This is a genomic window from Pseudomonas sp. NY15181 (assembly GCF_048068055.1).
Taxonomy (GTDB): domain Bacteria; phylum Pseudomonadota; class Gammaproteobacteria; order Pseudomonadales; family Pseudomonadaceae; genus Pseudomonas.
This window is the reverse complement of the sequence record NZ_JBLUPT010000001.1, coordinates 942,294-964,548: the sequence shown is the minus strand read 5'-3', so window position 1 is coordinate 964,548 and position 22,255 is coordinate 942,294. Positions and strand designations below refer to the sequence as shown.

Here is a 22,255-nt window from a genome sequence, read left to right as displayed (position 1 = left end):
AGGGCGCCGTTTCTGTTTGAGCCGAAGGTCCGGCCAGTGGCCGGGCTTCAACCTCAGAGCTGGATCAGATTGGGAATCTGCACGTCCGGATTGACGTCCTGCTCGTAGTCCACGCCGGCGATCTCGAAGCCGAACAGACGGAGGAACTCGGTCTTGTAGCCGGTGAAGTCGGTCAGCTGGTACAGGTTCTCGTTGGTCACCTTGTTCCACAGGTCCTTCACGGTGTCCTGCACGTCCGGCTGCAGCTCCTTGTAGTCGGCGCGCAGGCGACCGTCGGCATCCAGGTGCGGCTCGGCGCCATACAGGCTCTCGCGGAACAGGCCATCAACCTGCTCGATGCAACCCTCGTGGGTGCCCTTCTCCTTCATCACCTTGAACAGCAGCGACAGGTACAGCGGCATCATCGGGATGGCCGAGCTGGCCTGGGTGACCACAGCCTTGAGCACGGAAACGCGGGCATCACCGCCGGTGGCGACCAGCTTCTCGCGAATGCCCAGGACCTTCTGGTCCAGATCCTTCTTGGCGGCGCCGATGGAGCCGTTCCAGTACAGGTCGTGGGTGATCTCTTCGCCCAGATAGGTGAAGGCGGTGGTCTTGGCGCCATCGGCCAGCACACCGGCTTCCTGCAGGGCGTCGATCCACATCTGCCAGTCTTCACCGCCCATCACGGCTACGGTGTTGGCAATTTCCTCAGCGGTGGCCGGCTCCATCACGCTTTCCTTGATCACTTCCTTGTCGGTGTCCAGACCACGGAAGTTGACGGTCTTGCCGACCGGCTTGAGCACGGAGTTGAAGACCTCGCCGGTCTTCGGATGGGTGCGGCGCGGAGCGGCCAGGCTGTAGACCACCAGGTCGACCTTGCCCAGGTCCTGCTTGATGGTTTCGATAGTGACCTTCTTCACTTCGTCGGAGAATGCGTCGCCGTTGATGCTGCGCGCATACAGGCCCTTGGCCTTGGCGAACTTCTCGAAGGCGGCCGAGTTGTACCAGCCGGCGGTGCCCGCTTTGGTCTCGCTGCCCGGACGCTCGAAGAACACGCCCAGGGTGTCGGCGCCGGCACCGAAGGCGGCGCTGATGCGCGCGGCCAGGCCGTAACCGGTGGAGGAACCGATGACCAGGACCTTCTTCGGACCGTTGGCGATGGGGCCATGCGCCTCGACGTACTCGATCTGTTCCTTGACGTTGGCTTCACAGCCGGTCGGGTGGGTAGTGACGCAGATGAAGCCACGCACGCGCGGTTTGATGATCATGAAAACCTCGGTAGCCAGGTGTCGATTGAACACATTCAGGAACTGGAGACGTCGCGCATTGTAGATGAGACACCTTCGTCCGGGGACTTATCGGCGAAGATTCGTGACCAATGGGTCATGCACGTGGCAAATCATCCCTTTCCCTAGGGAAATCAAGGACCTGAAATGAAAGAACCCGCCACCAGGGCGGGTTCCTTCAGAAAGCGGATCGGGCTCAGACGGCCTTTTCCAGCTCCGGTACGGCTTCGAACAGGTCGGCGACCAGACCGTAGTCGGCGACCTGGAAGATCGGCGCCTCTTCGTCCTTGTTGATCGCAACGATGACCTTGGAATCCTTCATGCCCGCCAGGTGCTGGATGGCACCGGAGATGCCCACCGCGATGTACAGCTGCGGTGCAACGATCTTGCCGGTCTGGCCGACCTGCATGTCGTTCGGCACGAAGCCGGCATCGACCGCGGCGCGGGAAGCACCGACAGCGGCGCCCAGCTTGTCGGCCAGGGCGTAGAGGATCTTGAAGTTGTCGCCATTGCCCATGCCGCGGCCACCGGAGACCACGATCTTGGCAGCGGTCAGTTCCGGACGGTCGGACTTGGCCAGCTCTTCGCCGACGAAGGCGGACTTGCCGGCGTCAGCCGGGCCGGAAACCGCTTCAACGGCGGCGGAACCGCCTTCGGCAGCAGCGGCGTCGAAGCCGGTGCCACGCACAGTGATGACCTTGACGGCAGCCGAGGACTGCACGGTAGCGATGGCGTTACCGGCGTAGATCGGGCGCTTGAAGGTGTCGGCGCTGACGACTTCGATGATCTCGGAGATCTGGTCGACGTCCAGCAGGGCGGCAACGCGCGGCAGGAAGTTCTTGCCGTTGGTGGTGGCGGCGGCCAGCACGTGGCTGTAGCCCTTGCCCAGCTCAGCGATCAGCGGAGCGACGTTCTCCGGCAGCTGGTGAGCGTAGGCGGCGTTGTCGGCGACCAGCACCTTGGAAACGCCTGCGATCTTGGCAGCAGCTTCGGCCACGCCACCGACGTTCTGGCCAGCGACCAGGACGGCGATGTCGCCACCGATCTTCTGCGCGGCAGCGACGGTGTTCAGGGTGGCAGCGCCCAGTGCGCCGTTGTTGTGCTCAGCGATTACCAGGATAGCCATCAGATTACTTTCGCCTCGTTCTTCAGTTTCTCGACCAGTTCGGCAACGGACTTGACCTTGATGCCAGCGCTACGGGCAGCCGGAGCTTCGACTTTCACGGTCTTCACGGTGGAAGCGGTGGAAACGCCCAGGGCGTCCGGGGTCACCACGTCCAGCGGCTTCTTCTTCGCCTTCATGATGTTGGGCAGCGACGCGTAGCGCGGCTCGTTCAGGCGCAGGTCGGTGGTGACGATCGCCGGCAGGTTCAGGGCAACGGTCTGCAGGCCGCCGTCGATTTCACGGGTGACGTTGACCTTGTCGCCAGCCACTTCGACCTTGGAGGCGAAGGTGCCCTGGGCGTAGCCGGTCAGCGCAGCCAGCATCTGGCCGGTCTGGTTGTTGTCGCTGTCGATGGCCTGCTTGCCGAGGATGACCAGCTGCGGCTGCTCTTTGTCGACGAGGGCCTTCAGCGCCTTGGCGATGGCCAGGGAGCTCAGTTCTTCGTTGGATTCAACGAGGATGGCGCGATCGGCACCCAGAGCCAGCGCGGTACGCAGTTGCTCCTGGGCAGCGGTCGGGCCGACGGAGACCGCAACGATCTCGGTGACGACGCCTTTCTCTTTCAGGCGAACGGCTTCTTCCACGGCGATTTCGCAGAAGGGGTTCATGGACATCTTGACGTTGGCGAGATCGACGCCGGAGTTGTCCGCCTTGACGCGGACCTTGACGTTATAGTCAACCACTCGTTTGACAGCTACAAGAACCTTCATGGATTCCTCGTTATTCTCCGGTGAATAGGAATGTCGCCAGACAGGCCTGGCTGGTAGTGCACGCCATCTGCGACTACATCCAGCGAGACCGCGACCGCAAAACCGCAGGTATCTTGACCGCATCGCCCTGGCGGGTCAATACACGAAAATACCCCAACATAAGCCGCGGACCCCGATTCTATCAGGGCTACGGGCGATTCAAACAAACGTTTGTATTGCGCTCGATAAAGGGTTTAGATATAGCAACAGGTCTAGCTATAATGCGCCCCGCTCTTACCGGGTGGGGGCACGCCCAACCCAATACCTACAAAATGCCCAGAGCCTTGATTCAGGAGAGATCGATAGTGGAACGCGAATTTATGGAATTCGACGTCGTCATCGTCGGCGCCGGCCCTGCCGGTCTGTCCGCCGCCTGCCGACTGAAGCAGAAGGCCGCCGACGCCGGTCAGGAAATCAGCGTCTGTGTGGTCGAGAAGGGTTCCGAAGTGGGCGCCCACATCCTCTCCGGCGCCGTGTTCGAACCGCGCGCGCTGAACGAGCTGTTCCCCAACTGGAAAGAGCTCGAAGCGCCGCTGAACACCCCGGTCAAGCGTGACGACATCTATGTGCTGAAGAGCCCGGAAGCGGCGGCCAAGGTGCCGAACTTCTTCGTGCCCAAGACCATGCACAACGAAGGCAACTACATCATTTCCCTGGGCAACCTGTGCCGCTGGCTGGCCCAGCAGGCCGAAGGCCTGGGCGTCGAGATCTACCCGGGCTTCGCCGCCCAGGAAGCGCTGATCGACGAAAATGGCGTGGTGCGCGGCATCGTCACCGGTGACCTGGGCGTCGACCGCGAAGGCAATCCGAAAGAGGGTTACTACACCCCCGGCATGGAACTGCGCGCCAAGTACACCCTGTTCGCCGAAGGCTGCCGTGGCCACATCGGCAAGCAGCTGATCAAGAAGTACAAGCTCGACAGCGAAGCCGACGCCCAGCATTACGGCATCGGCATCAAGGAAATCTGGGACATCGACCCGGCCAAGCACGAGCAGGGCCTGGTGGTGCACACCGCCGGCTGGCCGCTGAACGACGAGAACCCGGGCGGTTCCTTCCTCTATCACCTGGAGAACAATCAGGTGGTGGTCGGCCTGATCATCGACCTGTCCTACACCAACCCGCACCTGTCGCCGTTCGACGAGTTCCAGCGCTACAAGCACCACCCGGTGATCAAGCAGTACCTGGAAGGCGGCAAGCGCGTGGCTTACGGCGCTCGCGCCATCTGCAAGGGCGGCCTGAACTCGCTGCCGAAGATGGTCTTCCCGGGCGGCGCGCTGATCGGTTGCGACCTGGGCACCCTGAACTTCGCCAAGATCAAGGGCAGCCACACCGCCATGAAGTCCGGCATGCTGGCCGCCGAATCCGTGGCCGAAGCCCTGTTCGCCGGCCGCGAAGGCGGCGACGAGCTGACCAACTACGTCGATGCGTTCAAGGGCAGCTGGCTGTACGACGAGCTGTTCCGCAGCCGCAACTTCGGCGCGGCGATGCACAAGTTCGGCGCCATCGGTGGCGGTGCGTTCAACTTCATCGACCAGAACATCTTCGGCGGCAAGATTCCGTTCACCCTGCACGACACCACTCCGGACTACGCGACCCTGAAGAAGGCCAGCGAAGCGCCGAAGATCGATTACCCCAAGCCCGACGGCAAGATCAGCTTCGACAAGCTGTCCTCGGTGTTCCTCTCCAACACCAACCACGAGGAAGACCAGCCGATCCACCTGAAGCTGACCGACCCGAGCGTGCCGGTGCAGAAGAACCTGCCGCTCTACGACGAGCCTGCGCAGCGCTACTGCCCGGCCGGCGTGTACGAAGTGGTGAGCAACGACGACGGTAGCAAGCGCTTCCAGATCAACGCGCAGAACTGCGTGCACTGCAAGACCTGCGACATCAAGGACCCGGCCCAGAACATCACCTGGGTGGCACCGGAAGGTACCGGCGGCCCGAACTACCCCAACATGTAATGCGTTGGCGGTAATGAAAAAGGCTCCCATTCGGGAGCCTTTTTTTTAACCGAAATCCTCTGGCCGAGGGCGTGTAGCAGACCAAAAAAAGAACTACCAGACTCATTCGGACTATAGAGTCACGGTTGTGGAGCTATGGGGAAGAACTCGCCCGAACTCCACACACCCAGCCATTCCTGCCCATCGATCTCGCGGCTGACGGCTAGTTCGACCAACTGATAGAACACGTTGCGATGGATCAGCGCCTCCAGGTTCACCCGCACCAGCACGTAGGGCGACGGCTCCTGGGTCTGCGGATCAAGCTCCACGCGAATCGGGTGCGCGGCATCGGCTACCACGTCATCCTCGACATTGGTGGTAAAGCGCAGCACCTGCTGCTCCCCCTCGCCTTCTACAACCAAGCTGATTGCGACGAACGGCGCGTCGTCGACCGTGATCCCGCACTTTTCCACCGGCGTGACCAGGAAGTAATCGTCGCCATCGCGGCGGATGATGGTGGAGAACAGCCGCACCATCGGCTTGCGCCCGATCGGCGTGCCCAGGTAATACCAGGTGCCGTCGCGAGCGATGCGCATGTCGATGTCACCGCAGCAGTCCGGGTTCCACAGATGCACCGGCGGCAGCCCCTTGCCCTTGGTGGCGGGAATCTGCGCCAGCAGGTTGCCGGCACGCTCCGGATTCGTCAGGGGGTCGGTCATTGGTATTCCTCGTGCGTCCTCACGCCCAGCAGGCTGCGGGCGTAATCTTCCAGCGGCTGCCCGATCAGGTCGTCGGGCGCTGCATCATAGAATGTCAGAAAACCGCCGCGACTGCGGATGGTGGCACTGTCCACCAGGTAGCGGTTGGAGGTTTCGATGAGCATCACCTGGATCACGCTGCGGTCGCGCCCCACGGCGTTGTCGGTGTCTTCATACTCTTCGTAGCTGCCGACATTGTCTTCCCCACGTGCGAAGCGGGTATAGAGCAGATAGTTGGCGCCCACCGCACGCGCTTCCTTCATCGCCCCCTCAAGCCCCAGCGGCCCCTGGGCGCGCCGCACCATCGGGAAATACTCGACGAAGCCCTTGAACGCTTCCTCCGCCACCACGTTCGGCCGTGCATAGGGATGGCCGGGCGGCACGAAGGGGCCCTGGGCGATGTAGATGAACGAGTCCGGCTGCAGGCGCCAGTTCCCCGTGCGACGGGCCTGGCTGTGGTCGAGGAAGCCGGCATCGCCCACGTAATAGCCGGTGCGCTCGGCCATGTCGCTGGGCGTCATGCAGCCCGCCAGGGCTGCCATGGCGAGAATCGCCAGAAGGGTGCGCATGTCTTGTCTCCACGGCCGGCGTCGAGAAACCAGCACTCGACCGCAGGATGCAGATTCCGCGCCACCCGTAAGCACTTCCCTCGGACACTGCAGCCGCAGTTCAGCCATGGGTGTTTCCCGCCATCGGCTGCGTGGCCGTATCCCCTCCGCTGCCGCAGGCGCGGCCCAGCAGCACGACCTGAAGTTCCTTACGGCGACTGAGGTACTTCGGAACCGTGTCGCTGACGCAATGCGCCGACGCCTGCAGCGAGGCTGGCAACTTTCCGGGCACAAACAGCAGGCCGGCCGCTGTCGAGTTTGCCGAATCAGCCGACAAGCGGGCAACGGGGCGCCCGGCGTAATACACCAGGCGCATGTCCGGCACCTCGAGACTGTAGAGCGGCAGGCTGGGATGCGCCGCGGCAATCCGGGTGACTTCCGGCAACGCCTGGTAGCGATAGGCGAAGACCGTGCGTTCAAGGACGGTATAGAAGACGACAAAACCAAACAGCAGCACCAGGGGCGCCCAGACCATGGCCTTGCGCCGCCAGCCCTCTATCCGGGAAAAGACCTGAACCCAGTGATACGCCAGCAGCAGGGCGACACAGGGGTAGGTCGGCAGGAGGTACTTGGCGTGCTTGTCGCTGAACAGGGAGAACACCACCAGCGGCACGAGAGTCGCGCAAAGCGCCAGAAGCAGCGGCGGACTCTGCCGAATCTGCCGCCAGAGTTGCCGCGGCCCCACCAGCAGCAACAGACAGAACGGAGCAAAATCACCGGCGAGATACAGCAGATAGGCATACCAGGGATCGCTGCCGACGCTGCCGCTGACCTTGTCGACGATGTCCTGCTGGAAGATCGCTTTCCAGACATCCATGCCCTCGTGCAGGGTCACGGCGGCATACCAGGACGCTCCCAGCGACAGGGCGATCAGCCAACCGGGAATGTCGCACAGGTAGGCCCGCGCGCGCTCCTGGCGCTGGACCAGGGAGAAGACCAGCACCGGCAGGGTTACCAGCAGCAGGCTGACCGGCCCCTTGGTCAGCAGGGCGCAACCGAGCAGGACGTAGCTCAGAATGCTCCACCGACGGCGACCATCGACGCACAGATAGACGTATGCGCAGAGCAAGGACAGGAAGCAGAACGCGGTCAGCGTCATCTCGATTTCCGCCCGCCGGGCGAACTGGCTGAACCCTGCGTTGGCCGCCAGGAAAATGCAGGCGAACAGGCCAAGGCCACGCCCACCGATACGGCGCCCCCAATAGAAGGTGCCGGCCAGCGTGGCGAGCGCCAGCAGCGCCGAGGGCAGCCGCACGGCCCACTCCGACACGGCGCCCGTCAGGTACACCGGAATCAGTGCCAGCCAGTAGAAGAGCGGCGGTTTGGCCAGGTAGAGATCGCCGTTCATGTGCGGCAGCAGCCAGTCGTTCGCCTGGTACATCTCGCGAACCGTGACCGCCCTCCGCGCCTCGTTGACGCTGAGGAAGGCGATATCGCCATTACCCCACAGGCACAGGATCAACAGCAGCGCTACAACCACCAAGAACCAGAACCCCTGTTCCAGTTCGATACGTTCCTGCATCAATGCAACCTCCCGCGGTGCAACGGACAAGGACAGAGGATGGGGCAAGGAAAACCGCCCGGCACGCGGAGCATCGCGGGCCGGGATACGACTCGAGCAAGCGGCGGACTGGCGCGACTCGGCCGGATGGCCATGCGCCGCCCCGGCGCGGCGCCCATTCTGCTTCAGCCAGCGGCCGACGGAAACTATCGGATCAACCGCCGATGATCTTCATGACGGTGACGCCGCCGGAGAAGGCGACTTCCTGCTTGTCCGCCAACGCCCGAACCAGCAGGCGCTGGAGCGCCGGCAGGGCCTGATGACGGGGTTTATCGAGGAGATCGCCGACGTAATGGCGATTGCTCGACGACAGGCAGCCATGCAGCCAGCCGGTGGACGACAGGCGCAGGCGCGAGCAGGTACGGCAGAACGGTACACTTTCGTTGGCGATCACGCCGAAGAAGCCCTGTCCCGGCACTTCGTAGCGCAGCGCGGTGGCATCCACGGGCGCGTTGGCCTGGATGTAGGGGTGGCGCGAACCAATCAGCTCCAGCAGCTCCTGCATGCCGATGAACTGCTGGTTGAAGGCATTCGGGTCCCGGGCCAGGTGCCCCATGCGCATCAACTCGATGAAGCGCAGCTCGAAGCCGTGCTCCAGGCAGTAGTCCAGCAGCGGCAGCACCTGGTCGAGGTTCTGCCCGCGCAGCGGCACCATGTTGAGCTTGATCTTCAGGCCAGCCGCGCGAGCCTCTTCGAGCCCCTTGAGCACGGTCGCCAGATCACCGCCACGGGCGATGCGACGGAAGGCATCGGCATCCAGGGTATCGAGGGAAACGTTGAGACGTCGGATACCGCAATCCAGCAGCAACGGCAGCTTCTTCGACAACAGCTGGCCGTTGGTGGTGATGGCGATGTCCTGCAGACCGAGGCGACTGACGCCATGCAGGAAAATATCCAGCTTGGGACTGACCAGCGGCTCGCCGCCGGTCACCCGCAGGCGCTCGATGCCGGCCGCTTCGATCAGGTAGGCGACGCCACGCACCAGGGATTCGGCCGACAGCTCGTCCTGCGCAGCGACCAGACGCTTGCCGTCCGGCACGCAGTAGGTGCAGGCGTAGTTGCAGGCGGCGGTCAGGCTGACCCGAAGGTTGCGAAAGCGCCTGCCCTGGCGGTCGACGATCATGTTCGGCTCCGGCGGGGATTATCCGTTCAGTATATCCCCACCCTCACCCGCCGACCTGTCGCACGAGCGACGATGGACAGTGCGAATATCGACTCAGGCGGCCGGCGTATCGCCGTCGCGCTTGCGCTTGTTGCCCATGCGCACGCCGATGTCCATGAGGAACTGGAAGAAGCCCTCCTGGTCCTCCAGCACTTCGCGCCAGAACGGCGAGTGGTACAGCGCCACGGCGCCGTGCACCAGCGCCCAGGCGGCGCAGTAGTGGAAGTAGGCCGGCACGTCTTCCAGCTTGCCCGCCGCGATGCGTTCCTTGATCAGCTGGCTCAGGCGCTCGAAGTTGGATTCGCGGATCTTGTGCAGCTCCTCGACCATCTCCGGGACCTGGCTGGTCTTCACCACCTTCTCTTCCAGACGATCAAACAGGCGGTAGCGCTGCGGATCGCGCATGCGGAACTCGAAGTAGGCGCGCGACAGGCGCTCCTTGTCCCGTGCCACATCTTCGGAATGGAACAGCGCCGCCAGGTCGCGCTCGTAGTCCAGCATCAGGCGCAGATAGATCTCGGCCTTGGACTTGAAGTGCTTGTAGATGGTGCCTTTGCCGATACCCACCGCATCGGCGATCATTTCGACCGTGACACTGTCTTCGCCCTGCTCCAGGAACAGCTTGAGGGCGGTGTCGAGGATTTCCTGTTCGCGACGACGGAATTCGCGAACCTTGCGCGGCTCTTTCTGCATAAAAAGACTGTTCGGTCAAAAATAGTCAAAATTCGAAGCCGCGTATTATGCCTATTCAGCGCCAAATTGCACGGACCATCCGACATGATTAGCTTCGCCCACGAATTTCCCCAACAGTTCGGCCTTCGCTACCTGAACCACGCAGCTGTAGCGCCCTGGCCCAAGCGAGCGGCCGATGCGGTTGCCGCGTTTGCCCAGGAGAACGTCCTGCTCGGTGCCCGCGACTACCCGCAGTGGCTGACCATCGAAAAGCGCCTGCGCGAGCGCCTGGCGCGCCTGCTCAACGCCCAGACCACCGGCGATATCGCACTGGTGAAGAACACCTCCGAGGCGCTGTCGTTCGTCGCCTTCGGCCTGGACTGGCGCGCGGGCGACCAGGTGGTGATCAGCGACCAGGAGTTCCCCTCCAATCGAATCGTCTGGGAGGCGCTCAAGCCCAGGGGGGTCGAGGTCATTCAGGTCAACCTGAACGGCGCCGACCCCGAGGGTGATCTGCTCGCCGCCTGCGGCCCGCGTACGCGCCTGCTGTCGATCAGCGCCGTACAGTACGCCAGCGGGCTGCGCATGGACCTGGAACGCCTCGGCGCGGGTTGCCGCCAGCGCAGCGTGTTGTTCTGCATCGACGCCATCCAGCAACTCGGCGCCCTGCCCTTCGATGTCCAGGCCTACGACTGCGCCTTCGCCATGGCCGACGGCCACAAGTGGATGCTCGGCCCGGAAGGCCTGGGCGTGTTCTATTGCCGCGCCGCCGAACGGGAACAACTGGCGCTGCAGGAGTACGGCTGGCATATGCTGGAAAACGCCGGCAACTACGATTCGGCCGATTGGCAACCGGCACGCAGCGCGCGGCGCTTCGAGTGCGGCAGCCCGAACATGCTCGGCGCGGTGGCGCTCGACGCCAGCCTGAGCCTGCTGGAAGAAGTTGGCATGACGAAAGTGGGCGCCTTGGTGGAGGAGCGCGTACAGCAGTTGCAGGACGGACTGGCGCGGATCGCCGGCGCGGCCCTGCACAGCCCGCTGAGTCCGGCGCGCCGCGCGGGCATCCTGACTTTCAGCCTGGCCGGTTGGGACAATGCCCGGCTACTGGAGCGCCTGCGCGCGGAACAGGTGGTCTGCATCCAGCGCGGCGCCGGTATTCGCTTCTCACCGCACTTCTACACGACGGAACAGGTGATCGAGGAAACCCTGGCATTGATCGCCGATATCGCGCAGGAATGAGCCCAGGTGCTCAGCCCGCCGTGATGTATTCCAAATCCGTTTAAAAAATACCCGGCCCTCTGTGGCAGCCGCGTCATCTTGACCAATACTTATGAATACCGGTGCGCGGCATCTCCCCCCAAGTGCCCCGCCGGTGAAGGTACCGAGGATCGCGTACCTTATTGTTACACTCCTAATGGTCTTGACCCGGATTCATCCCCCAGAACCCGGGTTTTTTTTGCGCGCGATTTTTGTAAACGCACCGCCGCAATCGCCGCAGCCGCGCTTCGCCCGCCTCGGCAATCAGGCGGCCAGCGGGAACAGGCGACGGAAGTTGGCGGTGGTCTGCTCGGCCAGGGCCTCGAAGCTCACGCCGCGCAGCACAGCCAGGTACTCGGCGACTTCGCGCACGTACTCCGGCAGGTTCGGCTTGCCACGGTACGGCACCGGGGCGAGGTAAGGCGAATCGGTTTCCACCAGCAGGCGGTCGGCCGGCACCTGGCGCGCCACCTCGCGCAACTGTTCGGCATTGCGGAAGGTAACGATGCCCGACAGCGAGATGTAGAAGCCGATATCCAGCGCCGCCCTGGCCATCTCCCAATCCTCGGTGAAGCAGTGCAGCACGCCGGCCTGCGGCAGCGCGGCCTCGCGTAGCAGCGCCAGGGTATCGGCGCGGGCTTCACGGGTGTGGACGATGACGGGCTTGCCGGTGACCTTCGCCGCTTCCAGGTGCAGGCGGAAGGCTTCCTGCTGCAGTTCGGCGGCTTCGGGCTCGTAGTGGTAATCCAGGCCGGTCTCGCCGATGGCGACCACGCGTGGGTGATTCAGCTCGCCCAGCAGCCAGTCCAGCGCCGGCGCGCTGCCCGGCTCCAGGTCCAGCGGATGCACGCCCACCGAGCAGTGCACGTCGGCATAGCGGTCAGCCAGGTCCTTGACCGCCCTGGCGTTGTCCGCGCTGACGCCGATGCACAGGAACTGGCTGACGCCACGCGCGCGGGCAGCGTCCAGCGCAGCATCCAGCGAACCGCCGTGGGCGGCGAGATCGAGGCGATCGAGGTGGCAGTGGGAATCGACCAGCATGAAAACACTCTCCGGAAAATGACGAAGCGCCCCAGGGGGCGCTTCGTGTTTGCAGCCTGTACAGCCTGCCTATTCTACAGGGTATGAGCTACATGGTATGGGTCGGGCGGTCCGACTTCAGCGCGCCGGCGAGGTAAGTCTCGATCTTGTTGCGCGCAGTATTGTCGCCGTCGTTGAACTGCACGCCGATACCCGCCGCACGGTTGCCCTGGGCGCCTTTGGGGGTGATCCAGACAACCTTGCCGGCCACCGGGATCTTCTCCGGCTCATCCATCAGGTTGAGCAGCATGAAGACCTCATCGCCCAGCTTGTAGGTCTTGTTGGTCGGGATGAACAGACCACCGTTGCGAATGAACGGCATGTAGGCGGCATACAGTACGGACTTGTCCTTGATCGTCAGGGACAGGATTCCGTTCCGCGGACCCAGATTCGGTGGCAAGCTCATTCAGCTGTCCTGGCAGTTGTATCCAATGGGCGGATTCTAGCCCGGCCCAGGGAGGCTTGCCCACTGCACGAGCAAGGCTTCGAGAAGCAAGGCACGATTGAGGTTGGCTTTGTTCAGGACTTTCTGCCGCTGCACCAGCAACCAGTCCTGCATCGCCAGCACCTTGCCCTGCCCTGATTTCTCGGCGAGGTACTGCACCACCTTGCGCATATCGGCCAATCCAAGGCCGGTTTCGTCGCGCGCCAGCTGGTAGCGCAGGGTCAGCAAGGCCCAGTCGCAGAACCAGTCGAACAACAGCGGCAGAGGCATCGCGTTCCAGCTCTCCGCCAACTGGCTGGGGGCGACCTGCTGCTTGAGCAGCTTCTTCACCCCGTCCACCACCTGCGCGCGCTGCTCGCGAACGCCCTGCCCATGCAGGCGCAGTGCGGTGAGCGGCGAACCGCCGGCCAGTACCAGCAACTCGTCCAGCCCCTCCGTCGACTCCTCCGGCAAGGCACCGGCCAGCCACGCACGGCTCTGCTCCGCGGTCGGTTGCGGGCAGGCCTGCTGCACGCAGCGGCTCTTGATGGTCGGCAGCAGCCGGCTGGGCTGGTGGCTGATAAGCAGCAGCACCGTGTCGCCGGAGGGCTCCTCCAGGCTTTTCAGCAGGGCGTTGGAAGCATTCAGGTTCATGGCTTCCGCGGGCTCCAGCAGCACCACCTTGCGCCCGCCCAGCTGAGCGGTCTGCACCACGAAACCCACCAATTCACGCACCTGGTCGACACGGATGGGCTTCTCCGGCTCTTCCGGCTCCAGCAGGAAGAAATCCGGGTGGGTACCGGCAGCGAGCAGCTGGCAGGCCTTGCACTGGCCACAGGCCTTACCGTTCGTCGGTTTCTGGCAGAGCAGCAGGTGTACCAGGTTGTCTGCCAGCACACGCTTGCCGATTCCGGCCGGACCGTGCAGCAGGTAGGCGTGGGCATGTCGCTCGCGACCGCTCAGTTGCTGCCAGAGGCCCTGCTGCCAGGGATAGATATCAGCCATGCAGGCGCTCCAGCAGGCTCGGCAGCAGCGCATCCAGGTTGCGCTGCACCTCGGCCAGCGGCTGGGCGGCATCGACGATGCGGTAGCGCGCGGGCTCCGCGCGGGCGCGATCCAGATAGGTGCTGCGCACGGCTTCGAAGAAGGCACGGCCCTCCTGCTCGAAACGGTCGAGCCGGCCGCGAGCTGCGGCGCGGGACAGGCCGATTTCCACCGGCAGATCGAAGACCAAGGTCAGGTCCGGGCGCAGACCGCCCTGGACGAAGGCTTCCAGTTGAGCGATGCGCTCCACCGGCAGGCCGCGGCCACCGCCCTGATAGGCGTAGGTGGCGTCGGTGAAACGGTCGCACAGCACCACGGCGCCGCGCGCCAGGGCCGGGCGGATCACCTCGGCGATATGCTGGGCGCGAGCTGCAAAAACCAGCAGCAGCTCGGTGTCCACCGCCATCTTTTCGTCGCTGGGCGCCAGCAGCAGTTCGCGAATACGCTCGGCCAGCGGGGTACCGCCGGGTTCGCGAGTGAGCTGGACTTCGATGCCGCGCTCGCGCAGGCGTTCGGCCAGGTATTCGCGGTTGGTGCTCTTGCCCGCGCCTTCGGGGCCTTCCAGGGTGATGAACAGGCCGGTCACTCGGCTCTCCTTGATCTCTTGTCGGGCTACTGCGTCGCCGGGGCATCGCCAGCGGGGGCGTTCGGCGCGAGCACCGGTGCCGGGCTGGAACGGTAGTCGGCGCGACGCTTGAGCTGGAATTCCTGGACCGCCTTGTTGTGATCGTCGAGGTTGTCGGAGAAGGCATGGCTGCCATCGCCCCGCGCGACGAAGTACAGGCTCTGTCCGGGCACCGGATTGAGCGCCGCGTGGATGGCCTCACGCCCCGGCAGGGCGATGGGCGTCGGCGGCAGGCCGGCGATCACGTAGGTGTTGTAGGGGGTCGCCTCGCGCAGATCGGCGCGGGTGATCTTGCCGGCATAGCGATCGCCCATGCCGTAGATGACGGTCGGGTCGGTCTGCAGCAGCATGTTCTTTTCCAGGCGACGCACGAAGACCCCGGCGATCTGGCCGCGCTCCTGCGGTACGCCGGTTTCCTTCTCCACCAGCGAGGCCATGATCAGCGCCTGGTAGGCATCCTTGTACGGCAGGTCCGATTCACGCTTGTCCCACTCTTCGGCAAGGATGTTGTCCATGCGCTGGTAGGCCTGTTTCAGCAGGTCGATGTCACGGGTGCCACGGACGAAACGGTAGGTATCCGGGAAGAAGCGCCCTTCGGGGAAAACTCCCGGCTTGCCCAGTTTGGCCATCACCTCGGCATCGCTGAGGCCGGCCAGGGTCTGGCCGAGCTTGGGCTGGCGAGCGAGCAGCTCACGCACCTGATGGAAGGTCCAGCCTTCGACCAGGGTCAGGCCGTACTGCACCACGTCACCGTCGCGCCACTGGTCGAGCAATTCGGCGGCAGTCATGCCGGGCTTGAGGCGGTATTCGCCGCTGTGCAGCGCCTCGCCGGCAAGGTTGAAGCGCCAGTACAGGCGCAGCCAGAACGCGCCATGCAGCACGTCCTCGTCCTGCAAGCGGGTCAGCAGTCCGCCCGGCGTCGCCCCGGAAGGCGCATCGAGCAATCGCTCTTCGGTGAGCTGGAGCGGCTGTTGCAGCGCGCGGTGCTGCTCCCAGGCCGCGAGGCCCAGCACGAGCCCGACCAGCAGCAGGCCGCCTTCCAGCAGCACCAGCAATTTGCGAATCACGTGTCAGGAATCCAGAAGTTCGCGAAGTTGGCCTTGCAGTTTACGGGTCAGCGGCCCGACCGGCCAAGCACGACCGGCAAAGCCACGCACCGGCCAGATGCCGTAGAGGCTGTTGCAGAGAAAGACCTCGTCGACCTGCGCCAGTTCGGCGAAGTCGATATCCCGCACGATGACCGGTAGCCCGAGTTCGCTGGCGCGCTCGATCACTTCGGCGCGCATCACGCCGGCAACGCCGCAACGGCTGAGCTCGGCGGTGACCAGTTCGCCATTGCGGACCAGGAACAGATTGCTGAACACGCCTTCGACGATCCGCCCGGATACATCGCGCATCAGACCCTCGGCAAAGGTCGGATCATCCCATTCGGCGCGTGCCAGCACCTGCTCCAGGCGATTGAGGTGCTTGAGGCCGGCCAGCAAGGGCTGCTCGGCCAGGCGCGTGGCACAGGGGAAGAGCTGCACGCCCTCCTCCCCATGCTTTGCCGGGTAGGCCGGCGCCGGGGAGCCGAGCAACAGGCGACGCACCTGGGCGTCCGCCTGCGGCGCATAGCCGCGCGCGCCTTCGCCACGGGTCAGCATCAGCTTGGCGACGCCATCGCCCAATGCCGTACTGAAGCGCAGCAGTTCGTCTTCGACCCGCTCCAGCGAGACCGGCAGGGCCAGGCGTTGCACGCCCTCTTCCAACCGGGCCATGTGGCGTGCCAACAGGCGCGGACGGCCTGCCGACACGCGAATGGTTTCGAACAGGCCATCGCCGTAGGCCAGTCCGCGATCCCTCACGGACAGGACCTGGGCGCTGCGGCCGTCGACCCAGCTCAGCATCAGCCGTGGAACCGGCGGAACACCAGGGAACCGTTGGTGCCACCAAAGCCGAAGGAGTTCGACAGGGCGATATCGATCGGACGCTCCTTGGGCTGGTGCGCCACCAGGTCCAGATCGCAGCCTTCGTCGGGGTTGTCCAGGTTGATGGTCGGCGGCGCCACCTGGTCGCGCAGGGCGAGCACGCAGAAGATCGCCTCGACCGCACCGGCAGCACCCAGCAGGTGACCCGTCATGGACTTGGTGGAGCTCATCGACAACCGGTAGGCATGCTCGCCGAAGATCGACTTCACCGCGGCGATTTCCGCGATGTCGCCGGCCGGCGTGGAGGTGCCGTGGGCATTGATGTAATCGACCTGCTCCGGGTTCAGGCCGGCGTCACGCAGCGCCGCCTTCATGCAGCGCGCAGCACCCGCGCCGTTTTCCGGCGGAGCGGTCATGTGGTAAGCGTCGCCGCTCATGCCAAAGCCTACGACTTCGGCGTAGATACGCGCGCCACGCGCCTTGGCGTGTTCCAGCTCTTCCAGCACCAGAGCGCCGGCGCCGTCGGAGAGCACGAAGCCGTCGCGGTCCTTGTCCCACGGACGGCTGGCCTTGGCCGGCTCGTCGTTGCGGGTGGACAGTGCGCGGGCCGCGCCGAAGCCGCCCAGCCCCAGGCCACAGGCGGCCATCTCGGAGCCGCCGGCGACCATCACGTCAGCCTCGCCATAGGCGATGTTGCGCGCGGCCATGCCGATGTTGTGGGTGCCGGTGGTGCAGGCGGTGGTGATAGCGTAGTTGGGACCCTGCAGACCGAGGTTGATCGACAGGAACCCGGAAACCATGTTGATGACCGAGCCGGGCACGAAGAACGGCGAGATGCGCCGAGGCCCCTGCTCGAACAGCGAACGGCAGGTATTTTCGATGTTGGTCAGACCGCCGATGCCGGAACCGATGGCAACGCCGATGCGTTCACGGTTGGCGTCGGTGACTTCCAGGCCGGAGTCGCGTACCGCCTGGTAACTGGCGGCCAGGCCGTACTGGATGAACAGGTCGAGTTTGCGAGCTTCCTTGGCGGACATGTACTGCTCGACGTCGAACCCCTTCACCGAACCGCCGAAGCGGGTGGAGAAGGCGGACAGGTCCATGTGTTCGATCGGGGCGATACCACTGCGCCCGGCGAGAATGCCTTCCCAACTGCTCGGCACATCCACACCCAGGGGCGACAACATACCCATGCCGGTGATGACTACGCGTCTACGCGACACTGTGACTTCCTCTCATACGTTTCACGGCAATAACGCCGGCTGATGCCGGCGCTAAAGAAAAGCCGCACGCCTTTGCAGGCCGTGCGGCTTCTTTCGTCGGGGAACCGACGACTACGTCTTATGCCTGGTGGGCAACGATGTAGTCGATGGCTTCCTGAACGGTGGTGATCTTTTCGGCTTGCTCGTCGGGGATTTCGGTCTCGAATTCCTCTTCCAGAGCCATCACCAGCTCAACGGTGTCAAGGGAGTCGGCGCCCAGGTCTTCAACGAAGGAAGCGCTGTTGGTGACTTCTTCTTCCTTAACGCCGAGTTGCTCAGCAACGATCTTCTTGACGCGTTCTTCGATGGTGCTCATACCTTGTTTTCACTCCTATGGACAATCCGTACAGCTGGGCTGCGGGTAAGTGTATAGAAAGGGTTTTCTGCATTTCAAGCTGAACGCTGACGCCCCTTCCCGGCAATCCAGATGCTTTGTCTATTCCAGCGTCACAACGCTTGGAGAATTTTAGACAGCGCATATGACATCGCCGCGAAGGAACACGTCACATCAACTCATGTACATTCCGCCATTCACCGGTACCGTGGCACCCGTTACATAAGCTGCGCCCTCGGAAGCGAGGAATGCTACCACTTTGGCGATCTCTTCTGCTTGCCCCAGTCGACCCAGCGGGATCTGACCGAGCAGCGCTTCACGCTGGGCTTCGGGCAGTTCGCGGGTCATGTCGGTGTCGATGAAGCCCGGAGCGACCGCGTTGACAGTGATAGCACGGGAACCAACTTCGCGCGCCAGAGCGCGGGTGAAGCCTTCCAGGCCGGCCTTCGCAGCAGCGTAGTTGGTCTGCCCGGCATTGCCCATGGCACCGACTACAGAACCGATGTTGATGATGCGGCCCCAGCGCGCTTTGGTCATGCCACGCAGGACGGCTTTCGACAGACGGTAGAGGCTGTTGAGGTTGGTGTTGACCACATCGAACCACTCGTCGTCCTTCATGCGCATCAGCAGGTTATCGCGGGTGATGCCGGCGTTATTGACGACGATAGCCGGAGCACCGGCTTCTTTCTGAATAGCTTCGAGGGTGCTGGTCACGGACTCGTCATTGGAGACATCCAGCACCATGCCCGAACCCTGAATGCCATTGGCCTTGAGGTATTCGGAAATTTTCTGCGCGCCGGACTCGCTGGTGGCGGTGCCGATCACGGTGGCACCCATGCGACCCAGCTCCAGGGCGATGGCCTGGCCGATACCACGGCTCGCGCCGGTAACCAGTGCAACCTTACCTTGCAGACTCATGCTTTATCTCCTGTCAGACCAGCGCCGCGCGTGCCGCCCCGAAGGCGTCCGCGGAATCCAGATTGTGAGTGGTCACGCCCTTGGCGCAACGCTTGTTCAAACCAGCCAGCACCTTGCCCGGGCCGCATTCGACCAGGTCGGTGACACCCTTCTCGGCCAGCAGCTGGACGCTCTCCACCCAGCGTACCGGACTGTACAGCTGAGCCAGCAGATCGCGCTTGAGCACGGCCAGGTCAGCCGGCACCTGAGCGGTAACGTTCTGCACCAGGGCAATCTGCGGCATCTGCCACTGAACAGCTTCGACGGCCTCGGCAAAACGCTCGGCAGCCGGACGCATCAGCTCGCAGTGCGACGGCACGCTGACCGGCAGCGCCACGGCACGCTTGGCGCCGCGAGCCTTGCAGCCTTCGATGGCGCGCTCCACGGCCTTGGCCGCACCGGCGATCACCACCTGGCCCGGCGCGTTGAAGTTCACGGCGCTGACCACTTCGCCCTGGGCGGCCTCGGCACAAGCTGCCAGCACATCGGCATCTTCCAGACCGAGGATGGCCGCCATGCCGCCGGTACCGGCGGGAACAGCTTCCTGCATCAGCTGGCCACGACGCTCGACCAGCTTCACCGCATCGGCGAAAGCCAGGCTGCCGGCGGCGACCAGCGCGGAGTATTCACCCAGGCTATGACCGGCAACGTAGGCCGGCTGCGCGCCACCTTCGGCTTGCCACAGACGCCACAGGGCGATGGAAGCGGTGAGAATGGCGGGCTGGGTCTTGTCGGTCTGGTTCAGGCGCTCTTCCGGCCCCTCCTGCACCAGGGCCCAGAGGTCATAACCCAGGGCTGCGGAGGCTTCGGCAAAGGTATCGCGCACGATGGCGTGCTGGGCGCCCAGCTCGGCAAGCATGCCGAGGGACTGCGAACCTTGACCGGGGAATACGAAGGCGAGGGATGCGGACATTGCAACAGTTCCCTTTTTGTCTGTGTCGTCAAATGGATATCGCCAGCGGAAGCCTGGCGTATTGAACTGACAGTTGGATGACGGTCTGGCGACCGCGGTCACACATTAGAGCAGATGTTCCAGCCGGCCATGCAGCCGTTGAGGCAGATTCTCACGAACTTCGAGCAATGCCCGACGCAACGCACTCTGAATCCCCTCCTCCTTCGCACTGCCATGACTCTTCACCACGATGCCCTGCAGACCCAGGAAACTCGCACCATTGTGCTGCGACGGCGTGAGATCGCCGCGCAGCCGGCGGAGGAACGGCATGGCCATCAGCCCCACCGCCTTGGCCGGCAGACTGGAATTGAACAATTCCTCGAGACGGGCCGCGACCATCGCCGCCAACCCCTCGCTGGACTTGAGCAGGATGTTGCCGACGAAACCGTCGCACACCACCACATCGGCCAGCCCGCGATACAGGCCATCGCCCTCGATGTAGCCGATATAGTTCACCCCGCGCGCCTGCTGCAGCAGACTGGCCGCCAGCTTCACCTGCTGGTTGCCCTTGATGTCCTCGGTACCGACATTCAGCAGCGCCACTCTGGGATTCTGTTTGCCCAGCGTCTCCGCCGCGACGGCGCCCATGACAGCGAACTGATAAAGATGCTCCGCACTGCAATCGACGTTGGCGCCCAGATCGAGCAGATGGCAGTGACCGGTCTGCGTCGGCACGGCGGTAACCATCGCCGGGCGATCGATGCCGGGCAGGGTCTTCAGCAGGTAGCGGGACAGCGCCATCAGCGCACCGGTATTGCCGGCACTGACGCAGGCATGGGCCTTGCCATCCCGAACCAGTTCGAGGGCAACACGCATGGAGGAATCGGGCTTGCCGCGCAATGCCTGGGACGGACGCTCGTCCATCGTGACGACTTCGCTGGCGTGGTGAATGTGAAGGCGCTGGCGCTCGACCGGGGAAAGATCGCGCAAGTGCTCTTCGATCAGAGGAGCCTGGCCGACAAGGACCAGTTGCAGAGAGGCGTACTCGGCCAGAAAGGAAATGCAGGCCGGAACAATGCAGTGGGGACCGTAGTCCCCACCCATTGCATCAATCGCGATGATTGGTGCGGACAAGGATTACTCGTCAGAGCCCTTGTCTACGACCTTACGGCCGCGATAGAAACCGTCCGGGGAGACGTGGTGACGCAGGTGAACTTCACCGGTGCTCTTTTCTACGGACAGAGCGTTCGCGTCCAGGGCATCGTGGGAACGACGCATGTCACGAGCGGAACGGGATTTTTTGTTCTGCTGAACAGCCATGATTGATTAACTCCTAAACGTTTGGGTCACGCTTCAACTGCGCCAGTACGCTGAACGGGTTGGGCCGCTCTTCCACGTTCTCGCTCGGTTCGGGCGCTGTAGCGTATCCCACCGGCTGCTGGCAATCCTCAGGATCATGGACCGGCACGATGGGCAAGGCGAGCAGCAACTCGTCCTCGGCCAGCGAGGTCAGGTCGATGGGGTCATCCCCCACTTCCAGCGCATCGTAGCCACTGGGCAGATCCTCGATCGACTTGCCTTCCGGGATGATGACGTAATCGTACTCACCACCCACATGGAAGTTGGCCGCTTCGAGACAGCGCTGGCATACCATGCTCACCTCGGCGTCGAGTTCGACGTGCATGACCGCCAGCTTCTGCTCGTCACGGAAGAAGGAAAACTTCGCGTGAACATTGCCTTCACTGCTGGTCAGTTGCTCGTTGAGACGTGGCATCTTGGCGATCGGCAGCACACCTTCGAGGGTGGCAGCGCGCTCTACCAGTTTGCGCGGATCAACGTGAGGTGGTATCGGTCCATTCAACATAAGCGCGCCATTATAGGGATGCACCCGGAGCTGTCAAAGGAAATTAGCCATAAACCGCTGTATGGACAGCCCTTTTCGCTAGAATCGCAGCGACGCTCCAAAGGAATCTTCCATGCTCCCCCTGATCCTTGCCTCCGGCTCACCCTACCGCCGCGAATTGTTGCAACGCCTGCGCCTGCCGTTCGAATGCGCAAGCCCCGACATCGACGAAAGCCCGCTTCCCGGCGAAAGCGCCGAGCAACTGGTTAAGCGCTTGGCGGAAAGTAAAGCGCGCGCCCTGAGCCAGCACTACCCCGACCACCTGATCATCGGCTCCGACCAGGCCGCGGTGAACGGCAGCCAGATCCTTGGCAAACCCCACACCATCGAGCGCGCCACGGAACAACTGAAAGCCGCCAGCAGCAAGAGCGTCAGCTTCCTCACCGGACTCTGCCTGCTGAACAGCCAGAGCGGCCGTAGCCAGGTCGATTGCGTGCCATTCACCGTGCACTTCCGCGACCTCGACGACGCGCGCATCCGCCGCTACCTGGAAGCCGAGCAACCCTTCGATTGCGCCGGCAGCTTCAAGGCCGAAGGGCTGGGCGTCAGCCTGTTCCGCTCCACCGAAGGAGAAGACGCCACCAGCCTGATCGGCCTGCCACTGATCCGCCTGGTGGACATGCTGCTGGCCGAGCAAGTGCCCATCCCCTGAAACAGAAAGCCTGAAATGCAGAAAGCCCGGCAATT

At 63.6% G+C, this 22,255-nt stretch carries 24 protein-coding genes; 3 read left to right on the top strand and 21 right to left on the bottom strand.

Annotation, left to right across the window (positions count from 1 at the left end; all coding sequences use genetic code 11):
• Positions 1 to 53 precede the first annotated feature (53 nt).
• From fabV to ACNFBT_RS04420, 3 genes are all read right to left on the bottom strand, one after another.
• Positions 54 to 1,250 (bottom strand): enoyl-ACP reductase FabV, encoded by a 1,197-nt coding sequence (gene fabV / locus ACNFBT_RS04430; protein ID WP_416746781.1) that lies wholly within the window; start codon positions 1,248 to 1,250, stop codon positions 54 to 56.
• Positions 1,251 to 1,464: 214 nt separating this feature from the next.
• Positions 1,465 to 2,394 carry an electron transfer flavoprotein subunit alpha/FixB family protein gene (locus tag ACNFBT_RS04425; protein WP_343572827.1) on the bottom strand — a complete coding sequence of 310 codons (930 nt, stop codon included), beginning with the start codon at positions 2,392 to 2,394 and terminating at the stop codon, positions 1,465 to 1,467.
• Positions 2,394 to 3,143, bottom strand: coding sequence for an electron transfer flavoprotein subunit beta/FixA family protein (locus ACNFBT_RS04420; protein ID WP_416746778.1), 750 nt, complete (start codon positions 3,141 to 3,143; stop codon positions 2,394 to 2,396). Before ACNFBT_RS04420 ends, ACNFBT_RS04425 begins: the two co-directional genes overlap by 1 nt.
• Before the next feature lie 311 nt (positions 3,144 to 3,454).
• Here ACNFBT_RS04420 and ACNFBT_RS04415 point away from each other — a divergent pair, with 311 nt between their 5' ends.
• Positions 3,455 to 5,143 carry an electron transfer flavoprotein-ubiquinone oxidoreductase gene (locus tag ACNFBT_RS04415; RefSeq protein ID WP_416746776.1) on the top strand — a complete coding sequence of 563 codons (1,689 nt, stop codon included), beginning with the start codon at positions 3,455 to 3,457 and terminating at the stop codon, positions 5,141 to 5,143.
• A gap of 119 nt (positions 5,144 to 5,262) precedes the next feature.
• Here the strand turns inward: ACNFBT_RS04415 and ACNFBT_RS04410 are convergent, their stop codons facing one another.
• The 5 genes from ACNFBT_RS04410 to ACNFBT_RS04390 form a co-directional block, all read right to left on the bottom strand.
• On the bottom strand, positions 5,263 to 5,841 hold the full coding sequence (locus ACNFBT_RS04410) for a DUF1285 domain-containing protein (protein WP_416746775.1): 579 nt from the start codon (positions 5,839 to 5,841) through the stop codon (positions 5,263 to 5,265).
• Positions 5,838 to 6,449 carry a DUF4823 domain-containing protein gene (locus ACNFBT_RS04405; RefSeq protein WP_416746773.1) on the bottom strand — a complete coding sequence of 204 codons (612 nt, stop codon included), beginning with the start codon at positions 6,447 to 6,449 and terminating at the stop codon, positions 5,838 to 5,840. The genes ACNFBT_RS04410 and ACNFBT_RS04405 overlap by 4 nt, the downstream gene beginning before the upstream one ends.
• A gap of 100 nt (positions 6,450 to 6,549) precedes the next feature.
• Positions 6,550 to 8,010: an ArnT family glycosyltransferase gene (locus ACNFBT_RS04400; RefSeq protein ID WP_416746771.1), complete on the bottom strand. Its 1,461-nt coding sequence runs from the start codon at positions 8,008 to 8,010 to the stop codon at positions 6,550 to 6,552.
• 193 nt (positions 8,011 to 8,203) lie between these two features.
• Entirely contained in the window at positions 8,204 to 9,172 is a 969-nt protein-coding gene (locus tag ACNFBT_RS04395; protein ID WP_416746769.1) for a GTP 3',8-cyclase MoaA, read from the bottom strand.
• A 93-nt stretch (positions 9,173 to 9,265) separates the two neighbouring features.
• Positions 9,266 to 9,904 (bottom strand): TetR/AcrR family transcriptional regulator, encoded by a 639-nt coding sequence (locus tag ACNFBT_RS04390; protein ID WP_152224531.1) that lies wholly within the window; start codon positions 9,902 to 9,904, stop codon positions 9,266 to 9,268.
• 84 nt (positions 9,905 to 9,988) lie between these two features.
• On the opposite strand from ACNFBT_RS04390, the gene ACNFBT_RS04385 reads away from it, so the two are divergent.
• A complete protein-coding gene (locus ACNFBT_RS04385) occupies positions 9,989 to 11,122 on the top strand; it encodes an aminotransferase class V-fold PLP-dependent enzyme (RefSeq protein ID WP_416746766.1) in 1,134 nt (377 codons plus the stop codon).
• A 282-nt stretch (positions 11,123 to 11,404) separates the two neighbouring features.
• Here ACNFBT_RS04385 and ACNFBT_RS04380 read toward each other — a convergent pair whose 3' ends face one another.
• The 13 genes from ACNFBT_RS04380 to ACNFBT_RS04320 all read right to left on the bottom strand — a co-directional run bounded on the left by ACNFBT_RS04380 (position 11,405) and on the right by ACNFBT_RS04320 (position 21,529).
• Complete coding sequence (locus tag ACNFBT_RS04380) at positions 11,405 to 12,181, bottom strand: TatD family hydrolase (protein WP_416746764.1); 777 nt, start codon at positions 12,179 to 12,181, stop codon at positions 11,405 to 11,407.
• Positions 12,182 to 12,269: 88 nt separating this feature from the next.
• A complete protein-coding gene (locus ACNFBT_RS04375) occupies positions 12,270 to 12,626 on the bottom strand; it encodes a PilZ domain-containing protein (protein WP_009621447.1) in 357 nt (118 codons plus the stop codon).
• Between the two features lie 36 nt (positions 12,627 to 12,662).
• Positions 12,663 to 13,649 (bottom strand): DNA polymerase III subunit delta', encoded by a 987-nt coding sequence (locus ACNFBT_RS04370; RefSeq protein ID WP_416746762.1) that lies wholly within the window; start codon positions 13,647 to 13,649, stop codon positions 12,663 to 12,665.
• Entirely contained in the window at positions 13,642 to 14,274 is a 633-nt protein-coding gene (tmk, locus tag ACNFBT_RS04365; RefSeq protein WP_416746760.1) for a dTMP kinase, read from the bottom strand. Before tmk ends, ACNFBT_RS04370 begins: the two co-directional genes overlap by 8 nt.
• 26 nt (positions 14,275 to 14,300) lie before the next feature.
• Complete coding sequence (mltG, locus tag ACNFBT_RS04360) at positions 14,301 to 15,377, bottom strand: endolytic transglycosylase MltG (protein WP_416747201.1); 1,077 nt, start codon at positions 15,375 to 15,377, stop codon at positions 14,301 to 14,303.
• 6 nt (positions 15,378 to 15,383) lie between these two features.
• A complete protein-coding gene (pabC, locus tag ACNFBT_RS04355) occupies positions 15,384 to 16,199 on the bottom strand; it encodes an aminodeoxychorismate lyase (protein WP_416746758.1) in 816 nt (271 codons plus the stop codon).
• Positions 16,199 to 17,443: a beta-ketoacyl-ACP synthase II gene (gene fabF / locus ACNFBT_RS04350; protein ID WP_416746757.1), complete on the bottom strand. Its 1,245-nt coding sequence runs from the start codon at positions 17,441 to 17,443 to the stop codon at positions 16,199 to 16,201. The genes pabC and fabF overlap by 1 nt, the downstream gene beginning before the upstream one ends.
• Positions 17,444 to 17,561: 118 nt before the next feature.
• Positions 17,562 to 17,798, bottom strand: a complete 237-nt coding sequence (acpP, locus tag ACNFBT_RS04345) for an acyl carrier protein (RefSeq protein ID WP_015477931.1) — start codon at positions 17,796 to 17,798, stop codon at positions 17,562 to 17,564.
• Between the two features lie 192 nt (positions 17,799 to 17,990).
• Positions 17,991 to 18,734 carry a 3-oxoacyl-ACP reductase FabG gene (gene fabG / locus ACNFBT_RS04340; RefSeq protein WP_152224538.1) on the bottom strand — a complete coding sequence of 248 codons (744 nt, stop codon included), beginning with the start codon at positions 18,732 to 18,734 and terminating at the stop codon, positions 17,991 to 17,993.
• Between the two features lie 13 nt (positions 18,735 to 18,747).
• Positions 18,748 to 19,686 (bottom strand): ACP S-malonyltransferase, encoded by a 939-nt coding sequence (gene fabD, locus ACNFBT_RS04335; protein WP_416746754.1) that lies wholly within the window; start codon positions 19,684 to 19,686, stop codon positions 18,748 to 18,750.
• Positions 19,687 to 19,791: 105 nt separating this feature from the next.
• A complete protein-coding gene (gene plsX, locus ACNFBT_RS04330; RefSeq protein ID WP_416746752.1) occupies positions 19,792 to 20,799 on the bottom strand; it encodes a phosphate acyltransferase PlsX in 1,008 nt (335 codons plus the stop codon).
• A gap of 3 nt (positions 20,800 to 20,802) precedes the next feature.
• Positions 20,803 to 20,985: a 50S ribosomal protein L32 gene (gene rpmF / locus ACNFBT_RS04325; RefSeq protein WP_009621425.1), complete on the bottom strand. Its 183-nt coding sequence runs from the start codon at positions 20,983 to 20,985 to the stop codon at positions 20,803 to 20,805.
• 13 nt (positions 20,986 to 20,998) lie between these two features.
• A complete protein-coding gene (locus tag ACNFBT_RS04320; protein WP_416746750.1) occupies positions 20,999 to 21,529 on the bottom strand; it encodes a YceD family protein in 531 nt (176 codons plus the stop codon).
• 112 nt (positions 21,530 to 21,641) lie between these two features.
• Here ACNFBT_RS04320 and ACNFBT_RS04315 point away from each other — a divergent pair, with 112 nt between their 5' ends.
• On the top strand, positions 21,642 to 22,220 hold the full coding sequence (locus ACNFBT_RS04315; RefSeq protein ID WP_416746748.1) for a Maf family protein: 579 nt from the start codon (positions 21,642 to 21,644) through the stop codon (positions 22,218 to 22,220).
• Positions 22,221 to 22,255 lie beyond the last annotated feature (35 nt).

Coding starts and splice junctions, on each gene's coding strand:
- fabV (WP_416746781.1), bottom strand. CDS start 1,250: ATGATCATCAAACCGCGCGTGCGTGGCTTCATCTGCGTCACTACCCAC.
- ACNFBT_RS04425 (WP_343572827.1), bottom strand. CDS start 2,394: ATGGCTATCCTGGTAATCGCTGAGCACAACAACGGCGCACTGGGCGCT.
- ACNFBT_RS04420 (WP_416746778.1), bottom strand. CDS start 3,143: ATGAAGGTTCTTGTAGCTGTCAAACGAGTGGTTGACTATAACGTCAAG.
- ACNFBT_RS04415 (WP_416746776.1), top strand. CDS start 3,455: ATGCCCAGAGCCTTGATTCAGGAGAGATCGATAGTGGAACGCGAATTT.
- ACNFBT_RS04410 (WP_416746775.1), bottom strand. CDS start 5,841: ATGACCGACCCCCTGACGAATCCGGAGCGTGCCGGCAACCTGCTGGCG.
- ACNFBT_RS04405 (WP_416746773.1), bottom strand. CDS start 6,449: ATGCGCACCCTTCTGGCGATTCTCGCCATGGCAGCCCTGGCGGGCTGC.
- ACNFBT_RS04400 (WP_416746771.1), bottom strand. CDS start 8,010: ATGCAGGAACGTATCGAACTGGAACAGGGGTTCTGGTTCTTGGTGGTT.
- ACNFBT_RS04395 (WP_416746769.1), bottom strand. CDS start 9,172: ATGATCGTCGACCGCCAGGGCAGGCGCTTTCGCAACCTTCGGGTCAGC.
- ACNFBT_RS04390 (WP_152224531.1), bottom strand. CDS start 9,904: ATGCAGAAAGAGCCGCGCAAGGTTCGCGAATTCCGTCGTCGCGAACAG.
- ACNFBT_RS04385 (WP_416746766.1), top strand. CDS start 9,989: ATGATTAGCTTCGCCCACGAATTTCCCCAACAGTTCGGCCTTCGCTAC.
- ACNFBT_RS04380 (WP_416746764.1), bottom strand. CDS start 12,181: ATGCTGGTCGATTCCCACTGCCACCTCGATCGCCTCGATCTCGCCGCC.
- ACNFBT_RS04375 (WP_009621447.1), bottom strand. CDS start 12,626: ATGAGCTTGCCACCGAATCTGGGTCCGCGGAACGGAATCCTGTCCCTG.
- ACNFBT_RS04370 (WP_416746762.1), bottom strand. CDS start 13,649: ATGGCTGATATCTATCCCTGGCAGCAGGGCCTCTGGCAGCAACTGAGC.
- pabC (WP_416746758.1), bottom strand. CDS start 16,199: ATGCTGAGCTGGGTCGACGGCCGCAGCGCCCAGGTCCTGTCCGTGAGG.
- acpP (WP_015477931.1), bottom strand. CDS start 17,798: ATGAGCACCATCGAAGAACGCGTCAAGAAGATCGTTGCTGAGCAACTC.
- fabG (WP_152224538.1), bottom strand. CDS start 18,734: ATGAGTCTGCAAGGTAAGGTTGCACTGGTTACCGGCGCGAGCCGTGGT.
- fabD (WP_416746754.1), bottom strand. CDS start 19,686: ATGTCCGCATCCCTCGCCTTCGTATTCCCCGGTCAAGGTTCGCAGTCC.
- rpmF (WP_009621425.1), bottom strand. CDS start 20,985: ATGGCTGTTCAGCAGAACAAAAAATCCCGTTCCGCTCGTGACATGCGT.
- ACNFBT_RS04320 (WP_416746750.1), bottom strand. CDS start 21,529: ATGTTGAATGGACCGATACCACCTCACGTTGATCCGCGCAAACTGGTA.
- ACNFBT_RS04315 (WP_416746748.1), top strand. CDS start 21,642: ATGCTCCCCCTGATCCTTGCCTCCGGCTCACCCTACCGCCGCGAATTG.